We start from the raw sequence: 26,157 nt of genomic DNA, 5'->3' as shown, positions 1-26,157 counted from the left end.
CCCGACAGGATAACCCTTGCGTCGGACTTTCGGAGGCAAGAACCGAATCAAAGGTGAATGACGGCGAGGTCGAGTCGACCGTAATCCCCTTCGCTGTGTTCACTGCGTGGCGGAACGTGATGGGTTTTCATGATCTGGTCGCCTTGCAGGGTTTCCAGATGAATGTCGAAACCCCACAAGCGATGCAGGTGTTTGAGCACCTCGTCGGTGGAGTCGCCCAGCGGTTTGCGGTCGTGTTGCTGATGGCGCAGGGTTAGCGAGCGGTCGCCGCGGCGATCAATGCTGTATATCTGCACGTTCGGTTCACGATTGCCGAGGTTGTACTGCGCTGCGAGGGTTTCGCGGATGGTCCGATAGCCCGTTTCGTCATGGATGGCGGGTACTAACAGGTCATCCTTCTGGTCATCATCAAGGATGCTGAACAGTTTCAGATCGCGGATCACTTTCGGTGACAGGTATTGCAGGATGAAGCTTTCGTCCTTGAAGCTGCTCATGGCGAATTTGATGGACGACAGCCAATCCGTCCCGGCGATGTCGGGGAACCAGTGGCGATCCTCTTCGGTGGGCTCTTCGCACATGCGCCGGATGTCGCGATACATGGCAAAGCCGAGTGCGTAGGGGTTGATGCCGCTGTAGTAAGGGCTGTCGAAACCTGGCTGGAACACCACGCTGGTGTGCGACGTCAGGAATTCCATCATGAAACCGTCGGTGACCAGCCCTTCGTCATACAGGTCGTTCATCAGCGTGTAGTGCCAGAACGTCGCCCAACCTTCGTTCATTACCTGAGTCTGGCGTTGTGGATAGAAATACTGAGCGATCTTGCGCACGATCCGCACGATTTCCCGCTGCCAGGGCTCCAGTAACGGCGCGTGCTTCTCGATGAAGTAGAGGATGTTTTCCTGCGGCTCGGCCGGGAAGCGTGCGTTGTCCTTGTCGCTGTATTTGTCCGCGCCTTTGGGAATGGTGCGCCACAGATCGTTGATCTGTTTTTGCATATGTTCTTCACGATCCTTCTGCCGACGGCGTTCCTCTTCGGCGGAAATCGGATACGGGCGTTTGTAGCGATCGACCCCGTAGTTCATCAGCGCATGGCAGGAATCGAGCAGGTCTTCCACGGCATCAATGCCATGGCGCTCCTCGCATTGCATGATGTACTGCTTGGCGAACACCAGGTAATCGATGATTGAACTGGCGTCGGTCCAGGTGCGGAACAGGTAATTGCCTTTGAAGAAGCTGTTGTGCCCGTAGCAGGCGTGGGCCACCACGAGGGCCTGCATGCAGATTGTGTTCTCTTCCATCAGGTAGGCGATGCACGGATCCGAGTTGATCACGATCTCGTACGCCAGCCCCATCTGCCCGCGACTGTAGGATTTTTCGGTGCTGAGGAAGTGTTTGCCGTAGGACCAGTGGTGGTAGCCCAACGGCATCCCGACCGAGGCATACGCGTCCATCATCTGCTCTGCGGTAATTACTTCAATCTGGTTGGGGTAGGTATCCAGCGCATAGCCGGCCGCGATACGGGCGATTTCGCGGTCGTAGGTCTGGATCAGCTCGAACGTCCATTCGGAGCCGGTGGAGATGGGTTGGCGTTTCTGCTCTTTGGCGGTCATGTCACTAACCTGCGCTGGAAGAGTTCACGGAAGACCGGATAGATATCCCCGGCCGAGACCAGTTGCTGCTGGGCAAACGTGTCGGAAAAGGCTTCGGCGATGCGTTCGTACTCGTACCAGAGGGCCTGGTGTTCGCGTGGGGTGATCTCCACGTAAGTGTAGTACTGCACAAAAGGCATGATCTGGTTGATCAGTATGTCGCGGCAGATAGGCGAGTCGTCGTTCCAGTTGTCACCGTCGGAAGCTTGCGCGGCGTAGATGTTCCATTCGTTGCTCGGATAACGCTCGGCCATGATCTCCTGCATCAGCTTCAAGGCGCTGGAGACGATAGTGCCGCCGGTTTCCCGTGAATAGAAAAACTCCTCTTCGTCCACTTCCCGGGCGCTGGTGTGATGGCGGATGAACACGACGTCGATCTTGTCGTAGTTGCGCTTCAGGAACAGGTACAAAAGGATGAAAAAGCGCTTGGCGATGTCCTTGGTTGCCTGGGTCATGGACCCGGAAACGTCCATCAGGCAAAACATCACAGCCTTGGAGCTTGGATTGGGTTGCTTGATCAGCAGGTTGTATTTGAGGTCAAAAGTATCAAGGAATGGCACGCGATGGATGCGCGCGCTGAGTTTTTCAATTTCTGCTTCGAGTGTCTGAATATCGCCGAAGTTGTCGGGCTCTTCGCGTCTCAATCGCTCAAGTTCTGCTTTGGCTTCGCGCAGTTTTGCCCGGCTGCTGCCGGACAGGGCAATGCGCCGCGCGTGAGCGGAACGCAGAGTGCGAATGATGTTGATGCGTGAGGGGTTGCCTTCGTTACTGATCCCTGCACGCACGGTCTTGAAGGTGTCGGTACCGGTCAGGTTACGTTTGACCAGGTTCGGCAGTTCGAGGTCTTCAAACATGAATTCGAGGAATTCTTCCTGGGTAATCTGGAAGACGAACTCGTCCATGCCCTCGCCGGAATTACCCGCCTTGCCCGGACCGCGTCCGCCACCCCCTCCCGGAGGTCGGGCGATGTGTTCGCCGGCGGTGAATTCCTTGTTGCCGGGATGAACCACAGTCTGCTTGCCGCCGCGACCGTGGTGAAGCACCGGCTCGTCGATGTCGCGACCGGGAATGCTGATCTGTTCGCCGTGTTCCATATCGGTAATGGAGCGACGGCTGACCGCCTCTTCGACAGCCTTTTTGATGTGGTCACGGTAACGCCGCAGGAAACGCTGGCGGTTCACCGTGCTCTTGTTCTTGCCATTGAGACGTCGGTCGATCACATAGCTCATAGGCCCCTCCGGGGAGCTTCAAGTCGTGAGCTTCAAGCTGCAAGCGATGCGGCGTCAGTACCCGGAATCGGGACTCAACCGCTGTTCTCTTGCAGCCTGGAGCTAGAAGCTTGCAACTGCTTCACTGCGACTTCCGGACCCGTAGGTACCATTCGGAAAGTAGCCGTACCTGTTTGTCGGTGTAGCCGCGTTCGACCATTCGTGTAACGAAGTCGTTGTGTTTCTGCTGGTCCTCTTTGCTGGCCTTGGCGTTGAAGCTGATGACTGGCAGCAGGTCTTCGGTGTTCGAGAACATTTTCTTCTCGATGACCACCCGCAGTTTTTCGTAGCTGAGCCAGGTCGGGTTTTTGCCGTTGTTGTTGGCCCGGGCGCGCAACACGAAGTTGACGATCTCGTTGCGGAAATCCTTCGGATTGCTGATGCCGGCCGGTTTTTCGATTTTCTCCAGTTCCTCGTTGAGAGCGACACGGTTGAGAATTTCGCCGGTTTCAGGATCGCGGTATTCCTGATCCTGAATCCAGAAGTCTGCATACAGCACGTAGCGGTCGAAGATGTTTTGGCCGTACTCGCTGTAGGACTCCAGGTAAGCGGTCTGGATCTCCTTGCCGATGAATTCGATGTAGCGCGGTGCCAGATACTCCTTCAAGAAGCGCAGATAACGCTCGCGCGTTTCCGCCTGGAACTGTTCCTGTTCGATCTGCTGTTCCAGCACGTAAAGCAGATGCACCGGGTTGGCGGCAATTTCATGCGGATCGAAGTTGAAGACCTTGGACAGGATCTTGAACGCGAATCGAGTCGACAGACCGTTCATGCCCTCGTCGACGCCTGCCGTGTCACGGTATTCCTGAATCGACTTGGCCTTCGGATCGGTGTCCTTGAGGTTTTCGCCGTCGTACACGCGCATCTTCGAATAGATGTTGGAGTTTTCCGGCTCCTTGAGGCGTGACAGCACGGTGAATTGCGCCAGCATCTTCAAGGTGTCGGGTGCGCAATGCGCTTTGGCCAAGGAGCTGTTGAACAGCAGTTTGTCGTAAATTTTTACTTCATCGCTGACGCGCAGGCAGTACGGCACCTTCACGATGTAAATCCGGTCGATGAAGGCTTCGTTGTTCTTGTTGTTGCGGAAGGTGTGCCACTCCGATTCGTTGGAGTGGGCCAGCAAAATCCCGGTGAACGGAATCGCGCCCAAACCTTCGGTACTGTTGTAGTTGCCTTCCTGAGTGGCAGTCAGCAGTGGGTGCAGCACCTTGATCGGTGCCTTGAACATTTCGACGAATTCCATCAGGCCCTGGTTGGCCCGGCACAGCGCACCGGAGTAGCTGTAGGCGTCGGCGTCGTTCTGTGGGTATTCCTCGAGTTTGCGGATGTCGACCTTACCGACCAGCGCCGAAATATCCTGGTTGTTCTCGTCGCCCGGTTCGGTCTTGGCCACGGCAATCTGGTTGAGGATCGACGGATACAGTTTGACCACGCGGAACTGACTGATGTCGCCGCCGAATTCGGCCAGGCGTTTGGTCGCCCATGGCGACATGATGGTGTTGAGGTAGCGTTTGGGAATGCCGAAATCTTCCTCGAGGATCGCGCCATCTTCGGTGGCGTTGAACAGGCCCAGCGGAGATTCGAATACCGGCGAACCCTTGATCGCGTAGAAGGGCACTTTCTCGATCAGCTGTTTCAGCTTCTCGGCCAGGGATGACTTACCGCCACCGACAGGGCCAAGCAGATAGAGGATCTGTTTCTTCTCTTCCAGGCCTTGGGCGGCGTGACGGAAATACGACACGATCTGGTCGATGCATTCTTCCATCCCGTGGAAGTCTTCAAAGGCCGGATAACGACGGATCACCTTGTTGGAGAAGATGCGTGACAGCCTCGAATTGGTCGAGGTGTCGAGCAGTTCCGGTTCGCCGATGGCCAGCAATAGACGCTCGGCGGCGGAAACGTAGGCGCTACGGTCTTGCTTGCACAGCTCCAGGTACTCTTGCAGCGAGAGTTCTTCCTGGCGTGTGGACTCGAAGCGTTGTTGGAAGTGGCTAAAGATACTCATGACGTCACCTCGCTCGATACGTGGAGCCGACGCCGGATCACTCAGTCGATGCTGGCAAGCAGCCGTGGTGGCCACTTGTTTACCCCCCAGAACACTTTCGCGGTCGACAACCTTGAAAGTCACTCCCGATGACCCGTGCGCCGGTGTACCGGCTCTCCCCTGTTTTGGATGGCCTGGGCTTAAGGATAGTTGGGAATTCGGGAGGTAAAGGCGAGATACGTAATTAGTTGTGGCAGACCGTTCGTCTGCCACGCGCGGGCCCGCGGGAGCCGGGGCCTGCGCGCTACAAAAAAATTATTCGGCGGTGCCTTGCGAGGTTTCCGAAGGGTAGGTCGTGCGCCAGAGCTCGAAGCCGCCGTCCATGCTATAGACGTCGGAGAAGCCCTGACTGATCAGGTACGCGGCGGCGCTCTGGCTGGAGTTGCCGTGGTAGCAGACCACTACCGTAGGTGCATCAAGGTCGGCGGCACGGATGAAATCGGAGATGGAAACGTTGTCCAGATGCTTCGAGCCGCTGATATGCAGTGCGGCGAAGGTAGCAGGATCACGGACATCGACCATCACCGCGCCTTGCTCGCGCAGGGCCTGGGCCTGTTCCGGGGAGATGCGTTTGAATTCGCTCATGGCGGGTTCCTGTTGCTCGGCTGATTGCGCAGTCTAACGCGGGGCGCTGACTGGCGAAGTTTCGGGGATAAGTGGTGTGAGCGGGGACAGCGCGCCGCCATGTTCATCGCATTTGCAGGAAAGGCGTTCGCCGCTGTCGACGTTCATCAGGGTGAGGCTGCCGCCCCAGACGCAGCCCGTGTCCAGAGCCGAGATGCCTGGCTCATGGATATTGCCCTCCAGTGCCGCCCAGTGTCCAAAGATGATCCGCAATCCCTTGGTCTTGCGCTCTTTATGCTGGAACCAAGGTTTGTAACCGGGCGGGGCGGTATCGAGACCTTCCTTGCTCTTGAGATCGAGTTTGCCCTCGACAGTGCAGAATCGCATGCGGGTGAAATAGTTGGTGATCACGCGCAGGCGGGTGACGCCTTTGAGGTCGTTGTCCCATTTTGCCGGCTCGTTGCCGTACATGCCGTCGAGGAACGCGGGCAACAGGTTGTCGTCACGCAGGGCCGTTTCGACTTCATTGGCACACTTCAGGGCGCGGCGCACAGACCATTGCGGCGGGATGCCGGCATGGACCATGGCAACGTCACGCGTCTCGTCGTAGTGCATGAGTTTTTGCTGGCGAACCCAATCAAGCAGTTCGTCACAGTCGGGGGCGTCGAGAATTTCGCGCAGGGTGTCGGATTTCTTCAGGCGTTCGATGTTTTTTGCCGCGGCGAGCAGGTGCAGGTCATGGTTGCCGAGGACACAGACCAGCGATTCGCGCATGCCATATAGAAAACGCAGGGTTTCCAGCGACTGCGGGCCGCGGTTGACCAGATCGCCGACCAGCCAGAGCCGATCAAGCGTGGGATCGAACGCTACTTGCCTGAGCAGACATTTGAGCGGTTCGAGGCAGCCTTGCAGGTCACCGACCGCGTACGTTGCCATCAGTGCAAGGCTCCGGGCACGGCGAGGCGGAAGGGTTTGATGACGGCATCGAAATGTTTACCGTCGTCGGCGACCATTTCGTAGGTACCCTGCATGGTGCCGACCCTGGTCGTCATCACTGTGCCACTGCTGTAGGTATGGCTTTTGCCGACGTCGATCAACGGTTGCTGGCCGACCACGCCTGCGCCGCGAACTTCTTCTTTATGGCCGTCACCGTCGGTGATCACCCAGTGCCGCGAAATCAATCGAGCAGGGATCTCGCCGTTGTTTTGCACGGTGATGGTGTAGGCGAAGGCGAAGCGGTCGTGCTCGGGTTGCGATTGGTCTGCCAGATAGTGGGTAACGACGCTGACATCGACCTGGTAACGGGAATCGGACATGCAAGAGGCCTTAAACGAAGCGGAACGCGGGGCGTAGCTGATGGGGATTCAGTCTAGGCAAGTATCGGGCAGTAAACCAGAGTGGCGTGCTGCCCGATAGCGTTCATCGCCGGTCAGTCGGCGGCGGGAGCTTCAGGGACTTGCTCGCTGAGCTTGTCGGCCAGGCGCACGAAGGCCGCCAGGTCGAGTTGTTCCGGGCGCAGGCTGCCATCGACGCCGGCGGCTTCGATCTCGGCGTTGCTCATCAATTGCTTGAGCGTGTTACGCAGAGTCTTGCGGCGCTGGTTGAAGGCTTCGCGCACGACGCGTTCCAGCAAACGATGATCCTTGGCCGGGTGCGGCAGTACCGCGTGCGGCACCAGGCGAACGATGGCCGAATCGACCTTCGGCGGCGGGTTGAACGCGCCCGGGCCGACGTTGAACAGGTGTTCGACGCGGCAATGGTACTGAACCATGATCGACAGACGACCCCAGTCACCACCACCAGGGCCTGCGGCCAGGCGCTCGACCACTTCCTTCTGCAGCATGAAGTGCATGTCGCGAATGATGCCGGCGTTGTTCAACAGGTGGAAAATCAGCGGCGTGGAGATGTTGTACGGCAGGTTGCCGACCACACGCAGGCTGTTCGGTGCGGCGTTGAGCGTGTTGAAGTCGAACTTCAGCGCGTCGCCCTGATGCAGGTTGAAATTGCTTTTGCCGGCAAACTGCTGGTTGAGGATCGGGATCAGATCCTTGTCCAGTTCCACCACGTCCAGTTGCCCACCGGAATTCAGCAGACCGGCGGTCAATGCACCCTGGCCCGGGCCAATCTCCAGCAGGCGATCTGTGGGCTTGGCGCTGATGGAGCGCAGGATGCGGTCGATGACGCCGGCATCGTGCAGGAAGTTCTGGCCAAAGCGTTTGCGCGCCTTGTGTTGGTATTGCTCGGTCATAAACGGGTCTCGGCCATCTGGTAGGCGGTTTCCAGGGCGACTTGCAGGCTGCCGGTGTCGATCTTGCCGCTGCCGGCCAGATCGAGGGCGGTGCCGTGGTCAACCGAAGTACGGATGATCGGCAGGCCCAGGGTCACGTTGACCGCAGCGCCGAAGCCTTTGTACTTCAGCACGGGCAGGCCCTGGTCGTGGTACATCGCCAGCACTGCATCGCAGTGCTCCAGATATTTGGGGGTAAACAGAGTATCGGCTGGCAGCGGGCCACGAAGGTCCATGCCCTCGCCGCGCAGGCGCTCTAATGTAGGTTCGATGATGTCGATTTCTTCATGGCCCAGATGTCCGCCTTCACCGGCGTGCGGGTTGAGGCCGCAGACCAGAATGCGAGGCTGGGCAATGCCGAATTTTTCTTGCAGGTCGGCGTGCAGAATCCGTGTGACCCGCTCCAGTCGCTCCGGCGTTATTGCGTCGGCAATCTCGCGCAAGGGCAGGTGAGTGGTGACCAGTGCCACGCGCAAACCGCGCGTGGCAAGCATCATCACGACCTGGGAGGTATGGGTCAGGTCAGCCAGAAATTCGGTGTGTCCGGAAAACGCGATCCCCGACTCGTTGATCACGCCCTTGTGGACGGGCGCCGTGATCATCCCGGCGAAGTCGCCGTTGAGGCAGCCGTTGCCGGCGCGGGTCAGGGTCTCGAGGACGAAAGCGGCATTGGCCTTGTCCAGTTGCCCGGCGACCACAGGGGCGCTGAGCGGTGTATCCCAGACATAGAGACTGTTAGCCGGTGCCGGGGTGTCGGGCCAGTGATTCGGCCCGACTTCCAGTAGATTGACGGCCAGCCCCAGCTGCGCGGCCCGCTCAAGGAGCAGGTCGCGGCTGGTGATGGCAATCAGGGGGTGTGGCTGGACTTGCGAGGCGAGCAGCAGGCACAGGTCGGGACCGATGCCGGCTGGTTCGCCGGGTGTCAGCGCGAAACGCTTGGGTTTCACTGCGCTGCCTGGTCTGCACCAGGGAGTTTGATCTCTACGTACGCTTCGTCACGGATCTGACGCAGCCAGGTTTGCAGCTCTTCGTCGTATTTGCGGTTACGCAGTACGGTCATTGCTTGCTGCTCGCGGGCCTGTTCGGTGCTGTCAGTGGCACGACGGCCAAGGACTTCCAGAACGTGCCAGCCGTATTGGGTCTGGAACGGCTTGGACAGCTGACCTTGTGGGGTATTGGCCATCACTTGACGGAATTCCGGAACCAGTGCGTTCGGGTCGATCCAGCTCAGGTCGCCGCCGTTGAGGGCAGAACCCGGGTCTTCGGAATAGCTCTTGGCCAGTGTGGCGAAGTCTTCGCCAGCTTCGATACGAGAGTAAAGCGACTCGACCAAGGCCTTGGTTTTCGCTTCGTCGCGAATCGGGCTCGGCTTGACCAGGATGTGGCGCACATGCACCTCATCACGGGTTTGGGCTTCGCCACCACGCTTGGCCAGCAGCTTCAGGATGATGAAACCACCCGGAGTGCGTGCAGGCTGAGTGATGTCGCCGACGGCCATGCTGCTCAGTTCGCGATCGAACGGAGGTGGCAATTGCGCGGCTTTACGCCAGCCCATGTCGCCGCCTTCCAGTGCGTTGTCACTGGCAGACTTGGCCACGGCCATCTGACCGAAGTCAGCGCCTTGCTTGAGCTGCTGGTAAACCTCCATGGCCTGGCGCGCGGCGTTCTGAATAGCTTCAGAGTTGGCGCTTTCCGGGGTCGGAATCAGGATGTTGGCCAGGTGCAGTTCTTCGGACAGTTGCATCTTGCCCAGGTCGGAGGCGAGGAAGTTTTTCACTTCCTGCTCGGACACCTGAATGCGTTCGGCTACACGGCGCTGACGGACGCGGCTGATGACCATCTCACGGCGGATCTGGTCGCGGGCGTCGTCATAAGACAGGCCGTCGCGAGCCAGAGCCGAGCGGAACTGGTCCACGGACATGTTGTTGCGCTGGGCGATGGTGCCAACCGCCTGGTTCAGTTCTTCATCGGTGATGCGAATGCCGGAACGTTCGCCAATCTGCAATTGCAGGTTTTCAACGATCAGGCGCTCGAGCACCTGCTGATCCAGAACGCCCGGTGGCGGCGAGCCGCCGCCACGCTTGGCGATGGTCTGCTGAACTTCGTGGACGCGTTGGTCCAGTTGGCTCTGCATGACCACGTCGTTGTCGACGATCGCTACCACTTTGTCGATGGACTGTACTGCGGCGTTGGCCGCAGTACCCAGGAACAGCGCGCCCAGCATCAGCGGGCGCAGACAATCAGAAAGCTTGGTCTTCACGTTCACGATAACCTTGGATGCCTTTGTCGAGGAAGCTCTCTACTTTGGCGCCAGTGAGGCCGCCGAGTCCCTTCAGAACAATTTGGAGGAAGACGCCATGGTCGCCTTTTTCGTTTTGCGGAGCTTCCTGACTGAATTCGTCGTAGGAAACCCAGTAACGGTTGATCAGGCGCAATTTCCAGCAGCAGTTGTCGTACTCGAAACCACCGAAGGCTTCCAGGGTACGGTTACGGTTGTAGTCGTACTGCCAGCGGCTGATTGCGTTCCACTGTGGAACGATCGGCCAGATGACCGAGAAGTCATGCTGCTGGATTTTGTAGTAGTCCTTCACGTAGCCAGGTGTGCCAGGGGTGCCGTAGTCGCCACCACCCACGGTCCATTTACCGGTGTTCTGGTCGTAGCGAACCTGGTCATTGCGATAGCGATAGCCGACGTTGATGACCTTGTTCGGGTTATCTTCAGGCTGGTAGTGGAACATCGCGCTGCCCGAACGCGGGCTGCGGCTGTCCGGATCCCAGTTGTAGTCGGCCGTGGTGCGCCAATCGCGGTTCCAGCGGTATTCGTATTCCAGCGCATATGGCGAGACGTCGGATTTCGCGTCGTCGCGATCGTTGAACGCGACGCCCGGCAGTTGAACCTTGCGGTCCTTGAAGTACAACGCCTGGCCAACGCTGACGCGTTGACGCTCGAATCCGTCGTCTTCAATCCAGCGGCTGGTCACGCCCAGCGACAGCTTGTTCTCGTCACCGACACGGTCGGAGCCGGAGAAGCGGTTGTCACGGAACAGCGACGCGTAGCTGAAGGTGTTTTCGCTGGTGTCGAATACTGGAATGTCTTCCTGGTCGACCTCAGGTACATAGAGGTAGAACAGGCGCGGTTCCAGGGTCTGGCGGTAGTTCTTGCCAAAGAACGAGGTGTTGCGGTCGAAGTACAGGCCGCCGTCGACGCTGGCGATTGGCACACCACGGTTCTGGTTGCTGTCGAACTTACCGCCAACATAGTCGGTACCTGCTGCCGCTGCTGCATTTTGCTGAGCAACGATCTGCGACTTGCCGGTACCGTCCAGATCAAGCTGATACTGGGTGTACTGGTACTTGAGCGATGGCTTCAGGAAGCCATAGGTCCAGTTCATCGGCAGGCTGACACCTGGCTTCAGATTCAGACGGTCGCCGTTGGCGCGATCGAGACCTTGAATGTTGTTGTCAAGGCGACGTTCTGTCGTGACGCCGTCTTCCTGGGTGAATGTGCCAGTCTTCAAATCACGATCAAACCGCACAATCTCGGTCTCGTAATCGAAATTCAAACCCTCCGGATGATACGGCAGCTGACCAGTGAAGGTGATCTGCGGCAAACGACCATACGGTGTAATGTTCGAAACAGTGGCCAGTTGGTACTGCTGAGCATTCAACCGCGCGGTGTAGCTGTCGCCACGATAGGTGACCGAGCCCTGCTGATTCACGAAGTCGCTGGACTTCACGCCAATCTGATCGGTTTCCAGATCCTGGAAGTAATACGGATCGCTGATCTTGGTGTAGTCAACCTGGGTGAGCACGCGGGAGTCGAGACCGCCCTTGTGCTGCCAGTTGTACATGTAGCGGGTTTTTTCGTAATCGGTCTGCTTGCTGCGATCGGTGTTGTCGTCGTTGAGGTATGCCGCACCGAACTGACCTTCACTCGATTGGGTCAGGTAGCGGAACTCGCCTTCCACCAACATGCCACGCTTGCTCATGTAACGCGGGTACAACGTGGCATCGTAGTTCGGCGCCAGGTTGAAGTAGTACGGGGTGACCAGCGTGAAGCCGGTATCGGTGCCGGTGCCAATGGTCGGCGGCAGGAAGCCCGACTGGCGACGGTCATCGATCGGGAAGTAGATGTAAGGCGTGTACAGGATCGGAATGTCTTTTACGCGCAGCGTCACGTTGGTCGCGGTACCGAAGCCGGTGGCCGGGTTCAAGGTGATGTTGTTGCCCTTGAGCTGCCAGGCGTTGCTGTTCGGTTCGCACGTGGTGTACGTGCCGTCCTTCAAGCGGATGATCGCGTTCTCGGCGCGCTTGGCGTACAGCGCGCTACCGCGAATGCGCGATTTGTGCATCACGTATTCGGCGTTGTCGACCTTGGCTTCACCGGTGTCGAGCTGCACGTCGGCATGGTCGCCGACAATCAGTGCGCCGTTGTCACGGATACGCACATCGCCATTGAGCTCGGCGCGGCTCTCAGCCTGATACAGGCTGGCCTCATCGGACTCGACCTGCATGCTGCCCTGACGCAGGACAACATCACCGGCCAGCGTGCCGACTTGATCATCGGTGTTATAGCGCGAAGCTTTTGCGCCGATAAAGGTCGGAGCATCGCTTTTGCTCGTCTTGTCATTCATGCCAGGACGAGTGGGTTCGATGTAGGCACCCGAGCAGTACGGGCCGGTTTCGGCCAGTTGGGCGGCGGTAAGCTTCTCGCGCGGAACCCAGTCGAGGTGACTGAAGTCTTCGCTACGGGATTTCAAACCGCGGCCTTTGGCTTCGGTGACCAGCGTTGGCTTGGCGCCAGTGTCGGCAACCGAACCTTTATCGCTCGGGGCGTCGCCGGTGGCGCTGACGGCACTGCCGTCATGCACTGGACGTGGTGGCAATGCAGCCGCCGACGTCTTGGGCGCACAGTCCCAACCACCCGAAGCCGATACGGAGCAGTCATACTGCTCGGCGGCAACAACGAATTGACTGGCCAGAGGTTGCATAGCCAGCAGACTGCCGGTTACCAACAATGGAAATTTTTTACGAAACGCGGGGGATTTCAATGCCATCTTATTAGTCCGGGCTTCCTGCGTGCCATCTGCCCGCGGTGGTGGGCCGCACGCCTCTCGATGGTCTGAAAAAGATGCTGGATAATAAAGCATGACCCGCTTGACGGCTAGCGCCGTCGGAGACCCTTGCAATGCCTGACCAAGATGTACGCTTGCAACACCTGAAAGTTTGGCTCGATGAGCAGTTGGCAATTCTGTTTGCAGATCAGGGCTGGGGCGCCGTGCCCCCGGCCACGTTGACCGCGGCCAGTAGCGACGCGAGTTTCCGCCGTTACTTCCGTTGGGAAGGCGCGGGTCGCAGCTTCGTCGTGATGGACGCGCCGCCCCCCCAGGAAAACTGCAAACCGTTCGTGGATATCGCCTTTTTGCTGGCGAAATCCGGAATAAATGTGCCAAAAATTTATGCCGAAGACCTCGAACGTGGGTTTCTTTTGCTCAATGACCTGGGCAACAAGACCTTTCTGGACGTGATCGACAGCGAAAATGCCGACGCATTGTTCAGCGATGCCCTGCAAGCGCTGCTGGCTTTTCAGCAATTGCCGATGGTCGCTCCGCTGCCGAGTTACGACGTTGCATTGCTGCGCCGCGAGCTGGAACTGTTCCCCGAGTGGTACGTGAAGCGTGAGCTGGGCGTCGAATTTGATTCGACTCAACAGCAACAGTGGCAGCACATCAGCGACCTGCTGATCGACAGTGCGCTGGCGCAGCCCAAAGTGCTGGTGCACCGCGACTACATGCCGCGCAACCTGATGCTCAGCGAGCCGAACCCCGGCGTACTGGATTTTCAGGACGCGGTCTATGGCCCGGTGACCTACGACGTGACCTGTCTGTTCAAGGATGCCTTCCTCAGCTGGCCTGAAGAGCGCGTACGCGGCTGGCTGGAAAGCTACTGGCAGCAGGCCTCGGCGCTGAACATACCGGTGCAGCCGGACTTCGAAGATTTCCTGCGCGCCAGCGACCTGATGGGCGTACAGCGTCACCTGAAGGTCATCGGCATCTTCGCGCGGATTTGCCATCGTGATGGCAAGCCACGCTACCTCGCCGATGTGCCGCGTTTCTTCTCTTATATAGAAGCAGTGATCGCGCGCCGTCCCGAACTGGCAGAACTGCAAGCGCTGTTCACCAGCCTGCGTGGCGGAGCGAAGGCATGAAGGCCATGATTCTGGCAGCAGGCAAAGGCGAGCGCATGCGCCCGCTAACCCTGACTACTCCGAAACCGCTGGTGCGTGCCGGCGGCGTTCCGCTGATCGAATACCACCTGCGCGCCCTCGCGGCGGCAGGCTTCAACGACATCGTGATCAATCACGCCTGGCTCGGTCAGCAAATCGAGGATTATCTGGGCGACGGTTCGCAGTTTGGCTTGAGCATCCAATACTCGCCGGAAGGTGAGCCGCTGGAAACCGGTGGCGGGATTTTCCGCGCGCTGCCGCTGCTTGGCGACGATGCGTTCCTGGTGGTCAACGGTGATATCTGGACCGATTACGACTTCAGCGTGCTGCATCAGCCGATCAACGGTCTGGCGCATCTGGTGCTGGCGGATAACCCGGCGCATCACCCGACCGGCGATTTTTCGTTGCTGGAGGGGCAGGTCATCGACGGCCAGCCGAACGCGGCGACGCTGACCTACAGCGGCATCGCCGTGCTGCATCCGCAGTTGTTCGATGGCTGCGCGGACGGGGCTTTCAAATTGGCGCCGCTACTGCGCAAGGCCATGGCGGACGGTGAAGTGACGGGCGAGCGTCTGAAAGGTCATTGGGTGGATGTCGGTACGCATGAGCGTCTGGCCGAAGCTGAAGCCTTGATAGAAGCGAGTCGCTGATATGTTGTGGCCAGGGACTCTGATTGGAGCCGGGGCGGGTTTTGCAATCGCCAGCATTCCGGGGGCCATGCTTGGGGCGTTGTTGGGGCAGGCGCTGGATCGGCGTTTGCACTTGCAGAGCTGGGGGCATTTAAGGGAGAAGCTCGGCGGTCGGCCGATGCTGCGCAACGACGAATTGTTGTTTGTGTTGCTCGGACGTCTGGCCAAGAGCGACGGGCAAGTCAAGGACGGGCATATCCAGCAGGCGCGTAACGAGATGCGCGCGCTGGAAATGAGCGAACCGGCCATGCGTCGGGCGATCGCTGCGTTCAATCGCGGTAAGTCGGGTGGCGATAATCTGCGCGGTTATCTGCGGCGTCTGAGTGCGCAACCGCATGCTACCGAAGGTGTGTTGCGTGCCTGTTGGCGCATGGTCTGGGCTGACGGCCGGGCCGGTGTCAGTGAGCGCGAGTTGTTGGCGCAGTGGGGCAAGTGGCTCGGCTGGACGCCTCAGCAGGTGCAAGCGCTGGCCAGTGATTACGAACCGGGCAAGCGGCCTATCGTCAGTGCTGCGGTGACCTATCAGGAAGCGATGCGTTTGCTCGGCGTGTCGGCGAGCAGCGAGCCGGCGCAGATCAAGCGGGCTTATCGACGACTGCTCAGTCGTCATCACCCGGACAAGATTGCTGGCAGCGGCGCGACACCTGCGCAGGTGCGTGAGGCGACCGAGAGAACTCGGGAACTGCACAGTGCGTATACGTTGATTCGTGAACGCAGAGATTTTCGCTAGGCATTTTTAAGATCAAAAGATCGCAGCCTTCGGCAGCTCCTACATGGGATTGATGTACACCCTGTAGGAGCTGCCGAAGGCTGCGATCTTTTGCTTTTGCTTTTGCTTTGGTCAGTCCGGATTCTGCGGATTCAACCAGCCACGCACCCGACGGAACAACTGTTCCTGCTCAGCCTTGTTATCCGGCAGGGCCCTAAGCGCCACCTGGCTGAACGCCGGCGTCTTCAAACGCTTGCTCGCTTGCATACGCTCCAGCGCCGCGTGGCGATCCAGCGGTTTATCCATGTAGAAAATATCCGCCGTCGGCAGCTTCAGCGATGGCGTCAGTTCCGCCAGTGGCGGTTTGGCCTTGGCCGGTGCCTGCGCGTCGACCATGACGAATTTCTCCACCTGCGCGGTCTGCCGCTCGCTCAGGTAACGCGCTGCCCAATAGGCGCCGGTGCCGTGGCCGAGCACAACAATGCGTCGTGCGCTCTGCTGTTCGGCGTAGGCAATGGCTGCGTCGATCCGCGCGAAGATTCGTTCGGCATCGGCTTTGGACTGTTCTTCAGTCGTTTCGGCAACCACCTGATCGGCGACTTCCGCCTCACCGCCTGCGGCCTGTTCGATCGGTTGCGCCGTGGTGGCATCCTTACTGCCAGTTTCCGGCGCTTTCGGCGCCGCTGCGGCTTCGACTACGCGCGGCGCGATCGCATCGCTTTGCAGATCGGGCAGGGTAATGCTCAGGCTGCTCCACTCGGCGTTCGGCAACTTCTGCCGCAAAGGGCCGATTGCCTGAGGCCAGTCAGCAGTCTCACCCGCGCCCGGGACGATAATCACCGCGCCTTTGGGATCGGCGGTGTTGGCCGGTTTCCACAGGGCCAGGAAGGTTTCGCTGGCGGCCTGCAACTGTTGCTGTTCTTGCGCCGGCACTTTACGTTCAAGTGCCGCGGCTTCTTCCTGACTACGCTCAAGCAGTGGCTGACGTTCGGCCGGTTTTTCTTCAGCGGGTTTTTCCGCTGCGGCAGCCGGGGCCGGATCGGCGGCGTTGACGGAAAACGCACAAGGCAGGATCAGCGACAGGCACAATGCTGGCATTGCCAGGCGGTAAACAGAGGGCATCGGTTATTCCAGGCCAGAAAGTATCCCGGCAGCCTAATGGGTTGGTCAGAATTTGTCAGTTCAAGAGACTTCAATGAAGCGATTTTGCTGCCTGTGGGTTATCGGCTGTTTGTGGTTTCCCTTGATGGGCTGGGCGGCGCCTGCGCCACCGGCGCACGTTGCGCAATTGTCGGCGAGTGAGCAGCAATGGCTCGCGCAGCACAACGAATTGCGCGTCGGCCTGGTGTTGCAGGCACCGTACGCGCAATACGACCGACGCTTGCAGCGGTTGTCCGGGGCCAACGTCGAGTTGATGAAGTTGCTCGCCCAGGCACTCAATGTTGAGCTGAGCTGGCGTAATTTTCAGGATCTGGCGCAATTGGAAGCGGCGGTGCGCGATGGCGAAATCGATATCGCTCCGGGGCTGACACAGACGCCCAGTGCGCTGCGCCTTTGGCAGTTTTCCGATCCGTACATGCGCGTGCCGCAACTGGTGGTCAGCGATCAGAAGGCCAGCGGCGTGGTGGATCTGGAAAAACTCGACAGCCAGACCCGCGTCGCCGTGCGTATGCCGAGTACCACCGCCGACTATTTGCGCGGCAACTATCCGCATCTGAACCTGCAAGGTGTGCCGCTGGAGCGTCAGGCGTTGCAGCTGTTGTTGAGTCAGCAGGCGTCTTACGCGGTGGTCGATGAAGCGCAGCTCGGTCGGCTGTCAGTGGAACCCGAGTTCTCCGAACTGGTGGTGGTTGGCGACATCGGCCTGCCGCAACTGCTGCGCGTGGCTTCGCGCCGCGATTGGCCGCAGCTTGCCGGTATCGTCCAGAGCGCGTTGCGTGCGATCCCGGCCAAGGATCTGGAGCGCCTGCACAACCAATGGCTGCAACCGAAATACCCGCGGCTGTCGGAGTCGCCGGGGTTTTGGCAGAACCTCAGCCTGTTGTTCGCCGTCATGCTGCTCAGTTGCATGGCGATTGTGTTTTGGCAGCGGCGTCAGCAGCACAGCCTCGAACAGCGTCTGCTCGCCGCACGCGAAGACATTGCCCTGCGCGCAGCCAGCGAAGAAGCCTTGCGGCTGACGCAGTTTTCCATCGATCAAAGCACCGTCGGCATCCTTTGGGTCAATTGGGACAGCCACGTGCGCTACGCCAATCGGGCGGCAGAAAACATGCTCGGTTACCCGTCGGGTGGGCTGATCGAGCGGCCGTTGATCGACTTCGAACCGGGCCTGCATATGGACCGTTGGCTCAACCTGTGGAAACGCGCGCGGGCCAGTGAAGAAGGGCCGTTGAGTTTCGAAACCAGTTGCGTGCGCGCGGATGGCAGTGTTTTGCCAGCGGACGTGTCGCTGAGTTTCTTGCGCTTTCGTGACAGCGAATATCTCGTGGTTTACCTCACCGACGTCACCGAACGCCGTCGTGCATTGGCCGCGTTGCAGGAAAGCGAGGCGCGACTGCAAGGCATCGCCGCCAACGTGCCGGGCCTGGTGTTTCGACTGGAGCGGGCGCCGGTCACCGGGCAAATCGATTTTGCCTATATATCCGAGGGCAGCGAAAGTCTGGTCGGTTATTCCCCGGCGGCCATCGCTCACCGCGACATGGGCCTGCGCAGTCTGGTGCATCCGGACGACAGGGCCAGTTATCACCAGACCCAGGATCAGGCGCTGGACACCGATAGCGACTGGTCGTGGCAGGGGCGAATCCTCACGCGCCAAGGGGTGCAGCGTTGGGCCGAAATCAAGGCGATCACCCGACAGCTTGAAGATGGCGCTTATGTCTGGGACGGCATTGTCTGGGACATCACCGAGAGCAAGCGCATCGAGCTGGAACTGGCGTCATCGCGCGAGCAACTGCGCGAACTGTCGGCGCACCTTGAAAGCGTGCGCGAGGAAGAGAAGGCGCGGATCGCCCGGGAGGTTCACGACGAGTTGGGGCAAATGCTCACGGTGCTGAAACTGGAGACGTCGATGTGCGAATTGGCCTACGCGCAACTCGACCCCGGTTTGCACGAGCGGCTGAACAGCATGAAACGCCTGATCGCCCAGTTGTTTCAGCTGGTGCGCGATGTGGCGACGGCGTTGCGCCCGCCGATTCTCGATGCCGGGATTGCCTCGGCAATCGAGTGGCAGGCGCGACGGTTCGAAGCGCGGACGCAGATTCCGTGTCTGGTGCAGGTGCCGGACAATCTGCCGGCGCTCAGTGATGCCAAAGCAATTGGTCTGTTCCGGATTCTGCAAGAGGCGCTGACCAATGTGATGCGTCATGCCCAGGCGCATACTGTGGAACTGACGCTGGTGCTCGAAGGCGACGAGTTGTGTCTGACGGTCAGCGATGATGGCGTAGGATTTGTCGCGGCTGCGGGTCGGCCTACTTCGTTTGGTCTGGTGGGCATGCGCGAGCGGGTGCTGATCATGGGCGGGCGGTTGGCGCTTGAAAGTGAGCCGGGGGAGGGCACCAGTCTGAATGTGTGGGTGCCGGTGGATCGCTAAAAGATCGCAGCCTGCGGCAGCTCCTACAGGGGGATGCGATCAATGCGATCTTTTGCCGTTGAAAACAACAATCGAGGAGCATGCAAGTGATCCGTGTACTGGTAGCCGAAGACCACACCATCGTCCGCGAGGGCATCAAGCAATTGATCGGCCTGGCCAAGGATCTGCTGGTGGTGGGGGAGGCGAGCAATGGCGAACAATTGCTCGAGACCCTGCGCCATGTGCCGTGCGAAGTGGTCTTGCTCGACATCTCCATGCCTGGGGTCAACGGGCTGGAAGCAATCCCGCGAATCCGCGCGCTGAATAATCCGCCAGCGATTCTGGTGCTGTCGATGCACGACGAAGCGCAAATGGCCGCGCGTGCGTTAAAGGTCGGCGCCGCGGGTTACGCGACCAAGGACAGTGATCCGGCGCTGCTGCTCACCGCCATTCGTAAAGTCGCGGCGGGCGGGCGCTATATCGATCCGGATCTGGCCGACCGCATGGTCTTCGAAGTCGGTCTGACTGATTCGCGGCCGTTGCATTCGCTGTTGTCCGAACGCGAGTTCTCGGTGTTCGAGCGTCTGGCCCAAGGCGCCAACGTCAATGACATCGCCCAGCAACTGGCCCTGAGTAGCAAAACCATCAGCACGCACAAGGCGCGGCTGATGCAGAAGCTCAACATCACTTCGCTGGCCGAGTTGGTGAAGTACGCGATGGAACACAAACTCCTCTGACCTGAACGCGATCCCCTGTAGGAGCTGCCGAAGGCTGCGATCTTTTGATCTAGATCTTAAAAAACAAGATCAAAAGATCGCAGCCTTCGGCAGCTCCTACAGAGGGGGGTGTGGGCATATCTGTTAGCGACAGGCGCTTTTGCCCGTTCTTGCGGCTCGCAGCTTGTCGCTCGTATCTCGCTTGCCAATCCGCGCCATCCTTGTAGGGCAATCCCTACCCCCAACCTTCCATCCGGCTGAGGCCATTCTCTCCTGCGCCCCGATTTGCGTGACTGCCGCCAGCCACTAGGCTTGATACACAAGCAGTCATCAACAACAAAGGTGTGGGTATGAGCCAGGTCGATACAAGCGCAGGGGCCAGTGATGTGCTGGTCAGCTTTCGTGGAGTGCAGAAGAGCTACGACGGCGAGAACCTGATCGTCAAAGACCTCAACCTGGACATTCGCAAAGGCGAATTCCTCACCCTGCTCGGGCCGTCCGGTTCCGGCAAGACCACCAGCCTGATGATGCTCGCCGGTTTCGAAACGCCGACTGCCGGTGAGATTCTGCTGGCCGGTCGCTCGATCAACAACGTACCGCCGCACAAGCGCGACATCGGCATGGTGTTCCAGAACTACGCGCTGTTCCCGCACATGACCGTGGCCGAAAACCTCGCGTTCCCGTTGAGCGTGCGTGGCCTGAACAAAAGCGACGTCAGCGACAAGGTGAAAAAAGTCCTGAGCATGGTCCAGCTCGATGCCTTCGCCCAGCGTTATCCGGCGCAGTTGTCCGGCGGCCAGCAGCAACGTGTGGCGCTGGCCCGCGCGTTGGTGTTCGAACCGCAACTGGTGTTGATGGACGAACCCCTCGGCGCCCTCGACAAACAACTGCGTGAACACATGCAGATGGAAATCAAACACCTGCACCAGCGCCTCGGCGTGACCGTGGTCTACGTGACCCACGATCAGGGCGAAGCACTGACCATGTCCGATCGCGTCGCCGTGTTCCATCAGGGCGAAATCCAGCAGATTGCGCCGCCGCGCAGCCTCTACGAAGAACCGAAAAACACCTTCGTTGCCAACTTCATCGGCGAGAACAACCGGCTAAACGGCCGGTTGCTCAGCCAGAACGGCGAACGCTGCGTGGTCGAGTTGGGCCGTGGCGAGAAGGTCGAGGCGCTGGCGGTCAACGTCGGCCAGACCGGCGAACCGGTGACCCTGTCGATCCGTCCGGAGCGCGTCAGCCTCAACGGTTCGAGTGATCAATGCGTTAACCGCTTCTCAGGGAGGGTGGCGGAATTCATCTATCTGGGCGACCACGTCCGGGTGCGCCTGGAAGTCTGCGGCAAGACCGACTTCTTCGTGAAACAACCGATTGCCGAGCTCGATCCAGGGCTCAGCGTCGGCGACGTGGTTCCGCTTGGCTGGCAGGTCGAGCACGTTCGCGCGCTTGACCCTCTTCAAGAGGCGCACTGAGCGCCCCGTAGTTCCAACACCAACCCTGCACGTGGAGAGAACAATAAATGTTGAGATCCCTGAAGTTCACCGCCCTTACCCTGGGCCTGATGGGTGCGGCAAGCGCAATGGCCGCTGGCCCGGATTTGACCGTGGTGTCGTTTGGCGGGGCGAACAAGGCTGCGCAAGTCAAAGCCTTCTATGCACCGTGGGAAGCAGCGGGCAACGGCAAGATCGTTGCTGGCGAGTACAACGGTGAAATGGCCAAGGTCAAAGCCATGGTCGACACCAAGAGCGTGTCGTGGGATCTGGTGGAGGTTGAGTCGCCGGAACTGTCCCGTGGCTGTGACGAAGACATGTTCGAGCCACTGGATCCTGCGCTGTTCGGCAAGACCGAAGATTACGTCAAAGGCGCAATCCAGCCGTGCGGCGTAGGTTTCTTCGTCTGGTCGACCGTGCTCGCGTACAACGCCGACAAGCTGAAAACCGCGCCAACCAGTTGGGTCGATTTCTGGGACACCAAGAAATTCCCGGGCAAGCGTGGCCTGCGTAAAGGTGCCAAGTACACCCTTGAGTTCGCTTTGATGGCCGATGGTGTGGCGCCGAAAGACGTCTACAAAGAACTGGCCAGCAAGGGCGGACAGGATCGTGCGTTCAAGAAACTCGATGAGCTGAAACCAAGCATCCAGTGGTGGGAGGCCGGTGCGCAGCCGCCGCAGTATCTGGCTTCCGGTGACGTTGTCATGAGCTCGGCCTACAACGGTCGGATTGCTGCGGTGCAGAAAGAATCCAATCTGAAAGTGGTGTGGAACGGCGGCATCTACGACTTCGACGCATGGGCTATCCCGAAAGGTCTGGACGCCAAGCGTGCCGAAGCTGCGAAGAAATTCATCGCCTTCTCCGTACAGCCGCAGCAGCAGAAGACCTACTCGGAAAACATCGCCTACGGCCCGGCCAACACTCAAGCCGTACCGCTGCTGGCCAAGGACGTCCTGAAAGACATGCCGACCACGCCGGAAAACATCGCCAACCAGGTGCAGATCGACGTCAGCTTCTGGGCTGACAACGGCGAGCAGCTCGAGCAGCGTTTCAACTCCTGGGCGGCGAAGTAATCCTTCGTCTGTAGGAGCTGCCGAAGGCTGCGATCTTTTGATTTGGCTTTCAAGATCAACAGATCGCAGCCTCGTTGCACTCGACAGCTCCTACAGGGATGCACGCATGACCTGTAGGAGCTGCCGAAGGCTGCGATCTTTTGATTTGGCCTTTCAAGATCAACAGATCGCAGCTTCGTTGCACTCGACAGCTCCTACAGAGATGCGCGCATGACCTGTAGGAGCTGCCGAAGGCTGCGATCTTTTGATTTTGCCTTTGAAGATCAATAGATCGCAGCCTCGTTGCACTCGACAGCTCCTACAGGGGTGGTGTGATTTTTGATTGTTGATGTAATGCGGCATCACATTGCGTGATGCCGCCCATCCAGAGATTTGCGGAGTACGTCATGGCCATCGCCGTTCCCCTGAACGAGGGCGCCAGCCCCACCTTGAAGCAGAAGCTCAAGCGCGCCGAGCGGGTTAATCGCTGGAAAGCGCAGGCGCTGATTGCGCCGCTGGTGATTTTCCTGCTGCTGGTGTTTCTGGTGCCGATCGTGGCGCTGCTCTACAAAAGCGTCGGCAACCCTGAAGTGGTCGGCGGCCTGCCGCGCACCGTGGTGGCCATCGCCAGTTGGGACGGCCGTGGCCTGCCCGCTGAACCCGTCTACAAAGCGGCGAGCGACGACCTCGCCGAGGCGCGCAAAAACCAGACGCTGGGCGATTTGTCCAAGCGCTTGAACATGGAGTTGGCCGGCTATCGCAGCCTGCTGACCAAAACGGCCCGGGCGTTGCCATTCGCCAGCGAACCGGCCTCTTATAAAGAAGCGCTGGAGGCCCTCGATGAACGCTGGGGCGATCCGGCCTACTGGCAAGCGGTCAAGCGCAATACCAGTAGCATCACCCCGTATTACTTGCTGGCGTCGGTCGATCACCGTATCGACGACCTCGGCGAAATCGCCCCGGCCACCCCGGACCAGGCGATCTACCTCGACATCTTCGCCCGTACCTTCTGGATGGGCCTGGTCATTACCGTGATTTGCCTGGTGCTGGCGTATCCGTTGGCGTACTTGCTGGCGAACCTGCCGTCGCGTCAGAGCAACCTGCTGATGATTCTGGTGCTGCTGCCATTCTGGACTTCGATTCTGGTGCGAGTGGCGGCGTGGATTGTGTTGCTGCAATCGGGCGGCCTCATCAACAGCGGGCTTATGGCGATGGGCATCATCGATAAGCCGCTGGAACTGGTGTTCAACCGCACCGGCGTGTACATCTCGATGGTGCACATCCTGCTGCCGTTCATGATCCTGCCGATCTACAGCGTGATGAAAGGCATCTCGCCCACCTACATGCGCGCCGCGATTTCCCTCGGCTGCCACCCGTTCGCGAGTTTCTGGCGGGTGTACTTCCCGCAGACCTATGCAGGCGTCGGTGCCGGCTGCCTGTTGGTGTTCATCCTCGCCATCGGCTACTACATCACCCCGGCGCTGCTCGGCAGCCCGAACGATCAAATGGTCAGCTACTTCGTCGCCTTCTACACCAACACCAGCATCAACTGGGGCATGGCCACTGCGCTGGGCGGCTTGTTGCTGCTGGCGACCGTGGTGCTTTATCTGATCTACAGCTGGCTGGTGGGCGCCAGTCGCCTGCGCCTGAGCTAAGGGGAGTTTGAAATGCTGAGTCCTTACATGTCGCCCATCGAACGGGTGTGGTTCTACAGCTTGCGGATTCTCTGCGGCTTGATTCTGCTGTTTCTGATTCTGCCGGTGCTGGTGATTATTCCGCTCTCGTTCAACTCGGGCAGTTTTCTGGTGTACCCGCTGCAGGGCTTCTCGCTGCAGTGGTATCACGACTTCTTCGCTTCGGCCGAGTGGATGCGCGCCCTGAAGAACAGCATCATCGTCGCCCCGGCCGCGACCGTGCTGGCGATGATCTTCGGTACGCTGGCGGCCATCGGCCTGACCCGTGGCGACTTCCCCGGCAAGGCGCTGGTGATGGCGCTGGTGATTTCGCCGATGGTCGTGCCGGTGGTGATCATCGGCGTGGCGAGTTATCTGTTCTTCGCGCCGCTGGGCCTGGGCAACAGCTTCTTTTCTCTGATCGTGGTGCATGCGGTGTTGGGTGTGCCGTTTGTGATCATTACTGTTTCGGCGACGTTGCAGGGGTTTAACCATAACCTGGTGCGCGCCGCCGCGAGCCTTGGGGCATCGCCGTTGACTGCTTTCCGTCGCGTGACCCTGCCGCTGATTGCGCCGGGGGTGATTTCCGGGGCGCTGTTTGCTTTTGCGACTTCGTTTGATGAGGTGGTGGTGACGCTTTTTCTCGCCGGGCCCGAACAGGCGACCTTGCCTCGGCAGATGTTCAGCGGGATTCGCGAAAACCTGAGCCCGACGATTGCGGCTGCGGCGACGTTGTTGATTGCGTTCTCTGTGATCCTGTTACTGACATTGGAATGGCTGCGTGGGCGTAGCGAGAAATTGCGTACTGCTCAGGTCTGACGAACGTCCCGAATTGAAATCGCCTCTGTAGGAGCTGCCGAAGGCTGCGATCTTTTGATCTTGTTTTTTAAGTTCAAGATCAAAAGATCGCAGCCTTCGGCAGCTCCTACACGTGAGTGATCGTCTCCGCATCCGGTCGGTGTTCTGGCGGTTATTCATGAGGTGAATAGCAGACAACCCCAAATCCCCAGCTAATCTTGTGCCCAGCTCCCACATCTATAAGAGGCTGCGCACGATGAGTCTTTCCCAGTTCAAAATCGCTCACAAACTGATCACCGGCGCCGGAGCCATCGAGCAACTGGCGGCCGAGCTCACTCGCCTCGATATCGACAATCCGCTGATCGTCACCGACGCCGCGCTGGTCAAGTCCGGCACTGTCGAGCTGGCGCTGTGCCAATTGGGCGGGCGCGAGTACGAGATTTTCGACCGGGTACTGCCGGACCCGGAAATCGCCATCGTCGAAGATTGCATGCGCGTGTACCGCGAAGGTGGGCACGACGGCTTGATCGGCCTCGGCGGCGGCAGTGCCATCGACATCGCCAAAAGTGTGGCGGCGTATGCCGGTTACCACGGAGCGCTGGAAGATCTGTTCGGCATCGACCAGGTGCCGCGTAAAGGCCCGCCCCTGATCGCCATCCCCACCACCGCCGGCACCGGCTCTGAAGTGACCAACGTCGCCATTCTTTCGGACAAGGTCGCGCAGCTGAAGAAGGGCATCGTTAGCGACTATCTATTACCGGACGTCGCGCTCGTCAGTCCGCAAATGACCCTCACCTGCCCGCGCAGTGTCACTGCTGCCAGTGGCGTCGATGCGCTGGTGCACGCCATCGAATCCTATCTGTCGGTGAATGCCTCGCCGATTACCGACTCCCTCGCCATTGGCGCAATCAAGCTGATCGCCAACGCCTTGCCCAAGGCCTACGCCAACGGCGCCAATCTGCAAGCGCGCGAAGACATGGCCACCGCCAGCCTGATGGCCGGCATGGCGTTCGGCAATGCCGGGGTCGGTGCGGTGCATGCGCTGGCGTATCCGCTGGGCGGGCGTTTCAACATTGCCCACGGCGTCAGTAATGCCTTGTTGCTGCCGTATGTCATGACCTGGAACAAAATGGCCTGCGTCGAGCGGATGCAGGATATTGCTGAAGCCATGGGGGTGAAAACGGCGCATCTGAGCGCCACTGAAGCAGCGGACAAAGCCGTGCAGGCCATGACCGATTTGTGCGCGGCGGTGGAAATTCCCGCGGGGCTGCGCAGTTTCGGTGTGCCGGAAGACGCGATCCCGGCCATGGCCGTGGAAGCCGCAGGCATCGAGCGCCTGATGCGCAACAACCCGCGCAAGCTCAGCGCCGTGGATATCGAGAAGATCTACCGCGCGGCGTACTGATCCGTCGGCGACTAGC

21 protein-coding genes are annotated in these 26,157 nt (G+C 59.5%); 10 read left to right on the top strand and 11 right to left on the bottom strand.

Annotated features, from left to right (window positions below; genetic code table 11):
• Positions 1-47: 47 nt before the first annotated feature.
• The 10 genes from ICA16_RS09640 to ICA16_RS09595 form a co-directional block, all read right to left on the bottom strand.
• A complete protein-coding gene (locus tag ICA16_RS09640) occupies positions 48-1,610 on the bottom strand; it encodes a SpoVR family protein (protein WP_150601839.1) in 1,563 nt (520 codons plus the stop codon).
• Positions 1,607-2,878, bottom strand: coding sequence for a YeaH/YhbH family protein (locus tag ICA16_RS09635; protein ID WP_150601838.1), 1,272 nt, complete (start codon positions 2,876-2,878; stop codon positions 1,607-1,609). The genes ICA16_RS09640 and ICA16_RS09635 overlap by 4 nt, the downstream gene beginning before the upstream one ends.
• Before the next feature lie 121 nt (positions 2,879-2,999).
• Positions 3,000-4,922 carry a PrkA family serine protein kinase gene (locus tag ICA16_RS09630; protein WP_042561388.1) on the bottom strand — a complete coding sequence of 641 codons (1,923 nt, stop codon included), beginning with the start codon at positions 4,920-4,922 and terminating at the stop codon, positions 3,000-3,002.
• A gap of 294 nt (positions 4,923-5,216) precedes the next feature.
• Positions 5,217-5,546: a thiosulfate sulfurtransferase GlpE gene (gene glpE, locus ICA16_RS09625; protein WP_210553544.1), complete on the bottom strand. Its 330-nt coding sequence runs from the start codon at positions 5,544-5,546 to the stop codon at positions 5,217-5,219.
• A gap of 33 nt (positions 5,547-5,579) precedes the next feature.
• Entirely contained in the window at positions 5,580-6,461 is an 882-nt protein-coding gene (locus ICA16_RS09620) for a symmetrical bis(5'-nucleosyl)-tetraphosphatase (RefSeq protein ID WP_150617735.1), read from the bottom strand.
• On the bottom strand, positions 6,461-6,841 hold the full coding sequence (gene apaG, locus ICA16_RS09615) for a Co2+/Mg2+ efflux protein ApaG (protein ID WP_042561385.1): 381 nt from the start codon (positions 6,839-6,841) through the stop codon (positions 6,461-6,463). The genes ICA16_RS09620 and apaG overlap by 1 nt, the downstream gene beginning before the upstream one ends.
• 113 nt (positions 6,842-6,954) lie before the next feature.
• On the bottom strand, positions 6,955-7,773 hold the full coding sequence (gene rsmA / locus ICA16_RS09610; RefSeq protein WP_150601836.1) for a 16S rRNA (adenine(1518)-N(6)/adenine(1519)-N(6))-dimethyltransferase RsmA: 819 nt from the start codon (positions 7,771-7,773) through the stop codon (positions 6,955-6,957).
• Positions 7,770-8,759, bottom strand: coding sequence for a 4-hydroxythreonine-4-phosphate dehydrogenase PdxA (gene pdxA, locus ICA16_RS09605; RefSeq protein WP_210700478.1), 990 nt, complete (start codon positions 8,757-8,759; stop codon positions 7,770-7,772). Before pdxA ends, rsmA begins: the two co-directional genes overlap by 4 nt.
• Positions 8,756-10,078 (bottom strand): peptidylprolyl isomerase SurA, encoded by a 1,323-nt coding sequence (gene surA, locus ICA16_RS09600; protein ID WP_210700477.1) that lies wholly within the window; start codon positions 10,076-10,078, stop codon positions 8,756-8,758. Before surA ends, pdxA begins: the two co-directional genes overlap by 4 nt.
• Positions 10,053-12,869 carry an LPS-assembly protein LptD gene (locus tag ICA16_RS09595; RefSeq protein WP_210700476.1) on the bottom strand — a complete coding sequence of 939 codons (2,817 nt, stop codon included), beginning with the start codon at positions 12,867-12,869 and terminating at the stop codon, positions 10,053-10,055. The genes surA and ICA16_RS09595 overlap by 26 nt, the downstream gene beginning before the upstream one ends.
• A 131-nt stretch (positions 12,870-13,000) precedes the next feature.
• Between ICA16_RS09595 and ICA16_RS09590 the strand changes: the two genes are divergently transcribed.
• Genes ICA16_RS09590 through ICA16_RS09580 form a run of 3 tightly spaced genes read left to right on the top strand, consistent with a single transcriptional unit; the run spans position 13,001 to position 15,457 of the window.
• Positions 13,001-14,020: an aminoglycoside phosphotransferase family protein gene (locus ICA16_RS09590; RefSeq protein ID WP_150617731.1), complete on the top strand. Its 1,020-nt coding sequence runs from the start codon at positions 13,001-13,003 to the stop codon at positions 14,018-14,020.
• Positions 14,017-14,688 carry an N-acetylmuramate alpha-1-phosphate uridylyltransferase MurU gene (gene murU / locus ICA16_RS09585; RefSeq protein ID WP_150617730.1) on the top strand — a complete coding sequence of 224 codons (672 nt, stop codon included), beginning with the start codon at positions 14,017-14,019 and terminating at the stop codon, positions 14,686-14,688. The genes ICA16_RS09590 and murU overlap by 4 nt, the downstream gene beginning before the upstream one ends.
• Before the next feature lies 1 nt (position 14,689).
• The gene (locus ICA16_RS09580) at positions 14,690-15,457 is read left to right on the top strand and encodes a TerB family tellurite resistance protein (protein ID WP_210553548.1); all 768 of its coding nucleotides are present in this window, start codon (positions 14,690-14,692) and stop codon (positions 15,455-15,457) included.
• A 111-nt stretch (positions 15,458-15,568) separates the two neighbouring features.
• Here ICA16_RS09580 and ICA16_RS09575 read toward each other — a convergent pair whose 3' ends face one another.
• Positions 15,569-16,558: an alpha/beta hydrolase family protein gene (locus ICA16_RS09575; RefSeq protein WP_210700475.1), complete on the bottom strand. Its 990-nt coding sequence runs from the start codon at positions 16,556-16,558 to the stop codon at positions 15,569-15,571.
• A gap of 73 nt (positions 16,559-16,631) precedes the next feature.
• Between ICA16_RS09575 and ICA16_RS09570 the strand changes: the two genes are divergently transcribed.
• The 7 genes from ICA16_RS09570 (at position 16,632) to ICA16_RS09540 (ending at position 26,141) form a co-directional block, all read left to right on the top strand.
• Positions 16,632-19,025: a PAS domain-containing sensor histidine kinase gene (locus tag ICA16_RS09570; RefSeq protein ID WP_210700474.1), complete on the top strand. Its 2,394-nt coding sequence runs from the start codon at positions 16,632-16,634 to the stop codon at positions 19,023-19,025.
• Positions 19,026-19,111: 86 nt separating this feature from the next.
• Positions 19,112-19,741, top strand: a complete 630-nt coding sequence (locus ICA16_RS09565; RefSeq protein WP_003210977.1) for a response regulator — start codon at positions 19,112-19,114, stop codon at positions 19,739-19,741.
• Between the two features lie 329 nt (positions 19,742-20,070).
• Positions 20,071-21,195, top strand: coding sequence for an ABC transporter ATP-binding protein (locus tag ICA16_RS09560; RefSeq protein ID WP_150601827.1), 1,125 nt, complete (start codon positions 20,071-20,073; stop codon positions 21,193-21,195).
• Between the two features lie 47 nt (positions 21,196-21,242).
• The gene (locus tag ICA16_RS09555; RefSeq protein WP_042561375.1) at positions 21,243-22,286 is read left to right on the top strand and encodes an ABC transporter substrate-binding protein; all 1,044 of its coding nucleotides are present in this window, start codon (positions 21,243-21,245) and stop codon (positions 22,284-22,286) included.
• 386 nt (positions 22,287-22,672) lie between these two features.
• Entirely contained in the window at positions 22,673-23,920 is a 1,248-nt protein-coding gene (locus ICA16_RS09550) for an ABC transporter permease (protein WP_210700473.1), read from the top strand.
• A gap of 12 nt (positions 23,921-23,932) precedes the next feature.
• A complete protein-coding gene (locus ICA16_RS09545; protein WP_008084123.1) occupies positions 23,933-24,757 on the top strand; it encodes an ABC transporter permease in 825 nt (274 codons plus the stop codon).
• A gap of 235 nt (positions 24,758-24,992) precedes the next feature.
• The gene (locus ICA16_RS09540; RefSeq protein ID WP_210700472.1) at positions 24,993-26,141 is read left to right on the top strand and encodes an iron-containing alcohol dehydrogenase; all 1,149 of its coding nucleotides are present in this window, start codon (positions 24,993-24,995) and stop codon (positions 26,139-26,141) included.
• The last annotated feature ends 16 nt before the right edge of the window (positions 26,142-26,157 follow it).

The organism is Pseudomonas anatoliensis, from assembly GCF_017976235.1.
In the GTDB taxonomy this organism is placed as follows: domain Bacteria; phylum Pseudomonadota; class Gammaproteobacteria; order Pseudomonadales; family Pseudomonadaceae; genus Aquipseudomonas; species Aquipseudomonas anatoliensis.
This window is presented reverse-complemented; position numbering and strand designations above follow the sequence as displayed.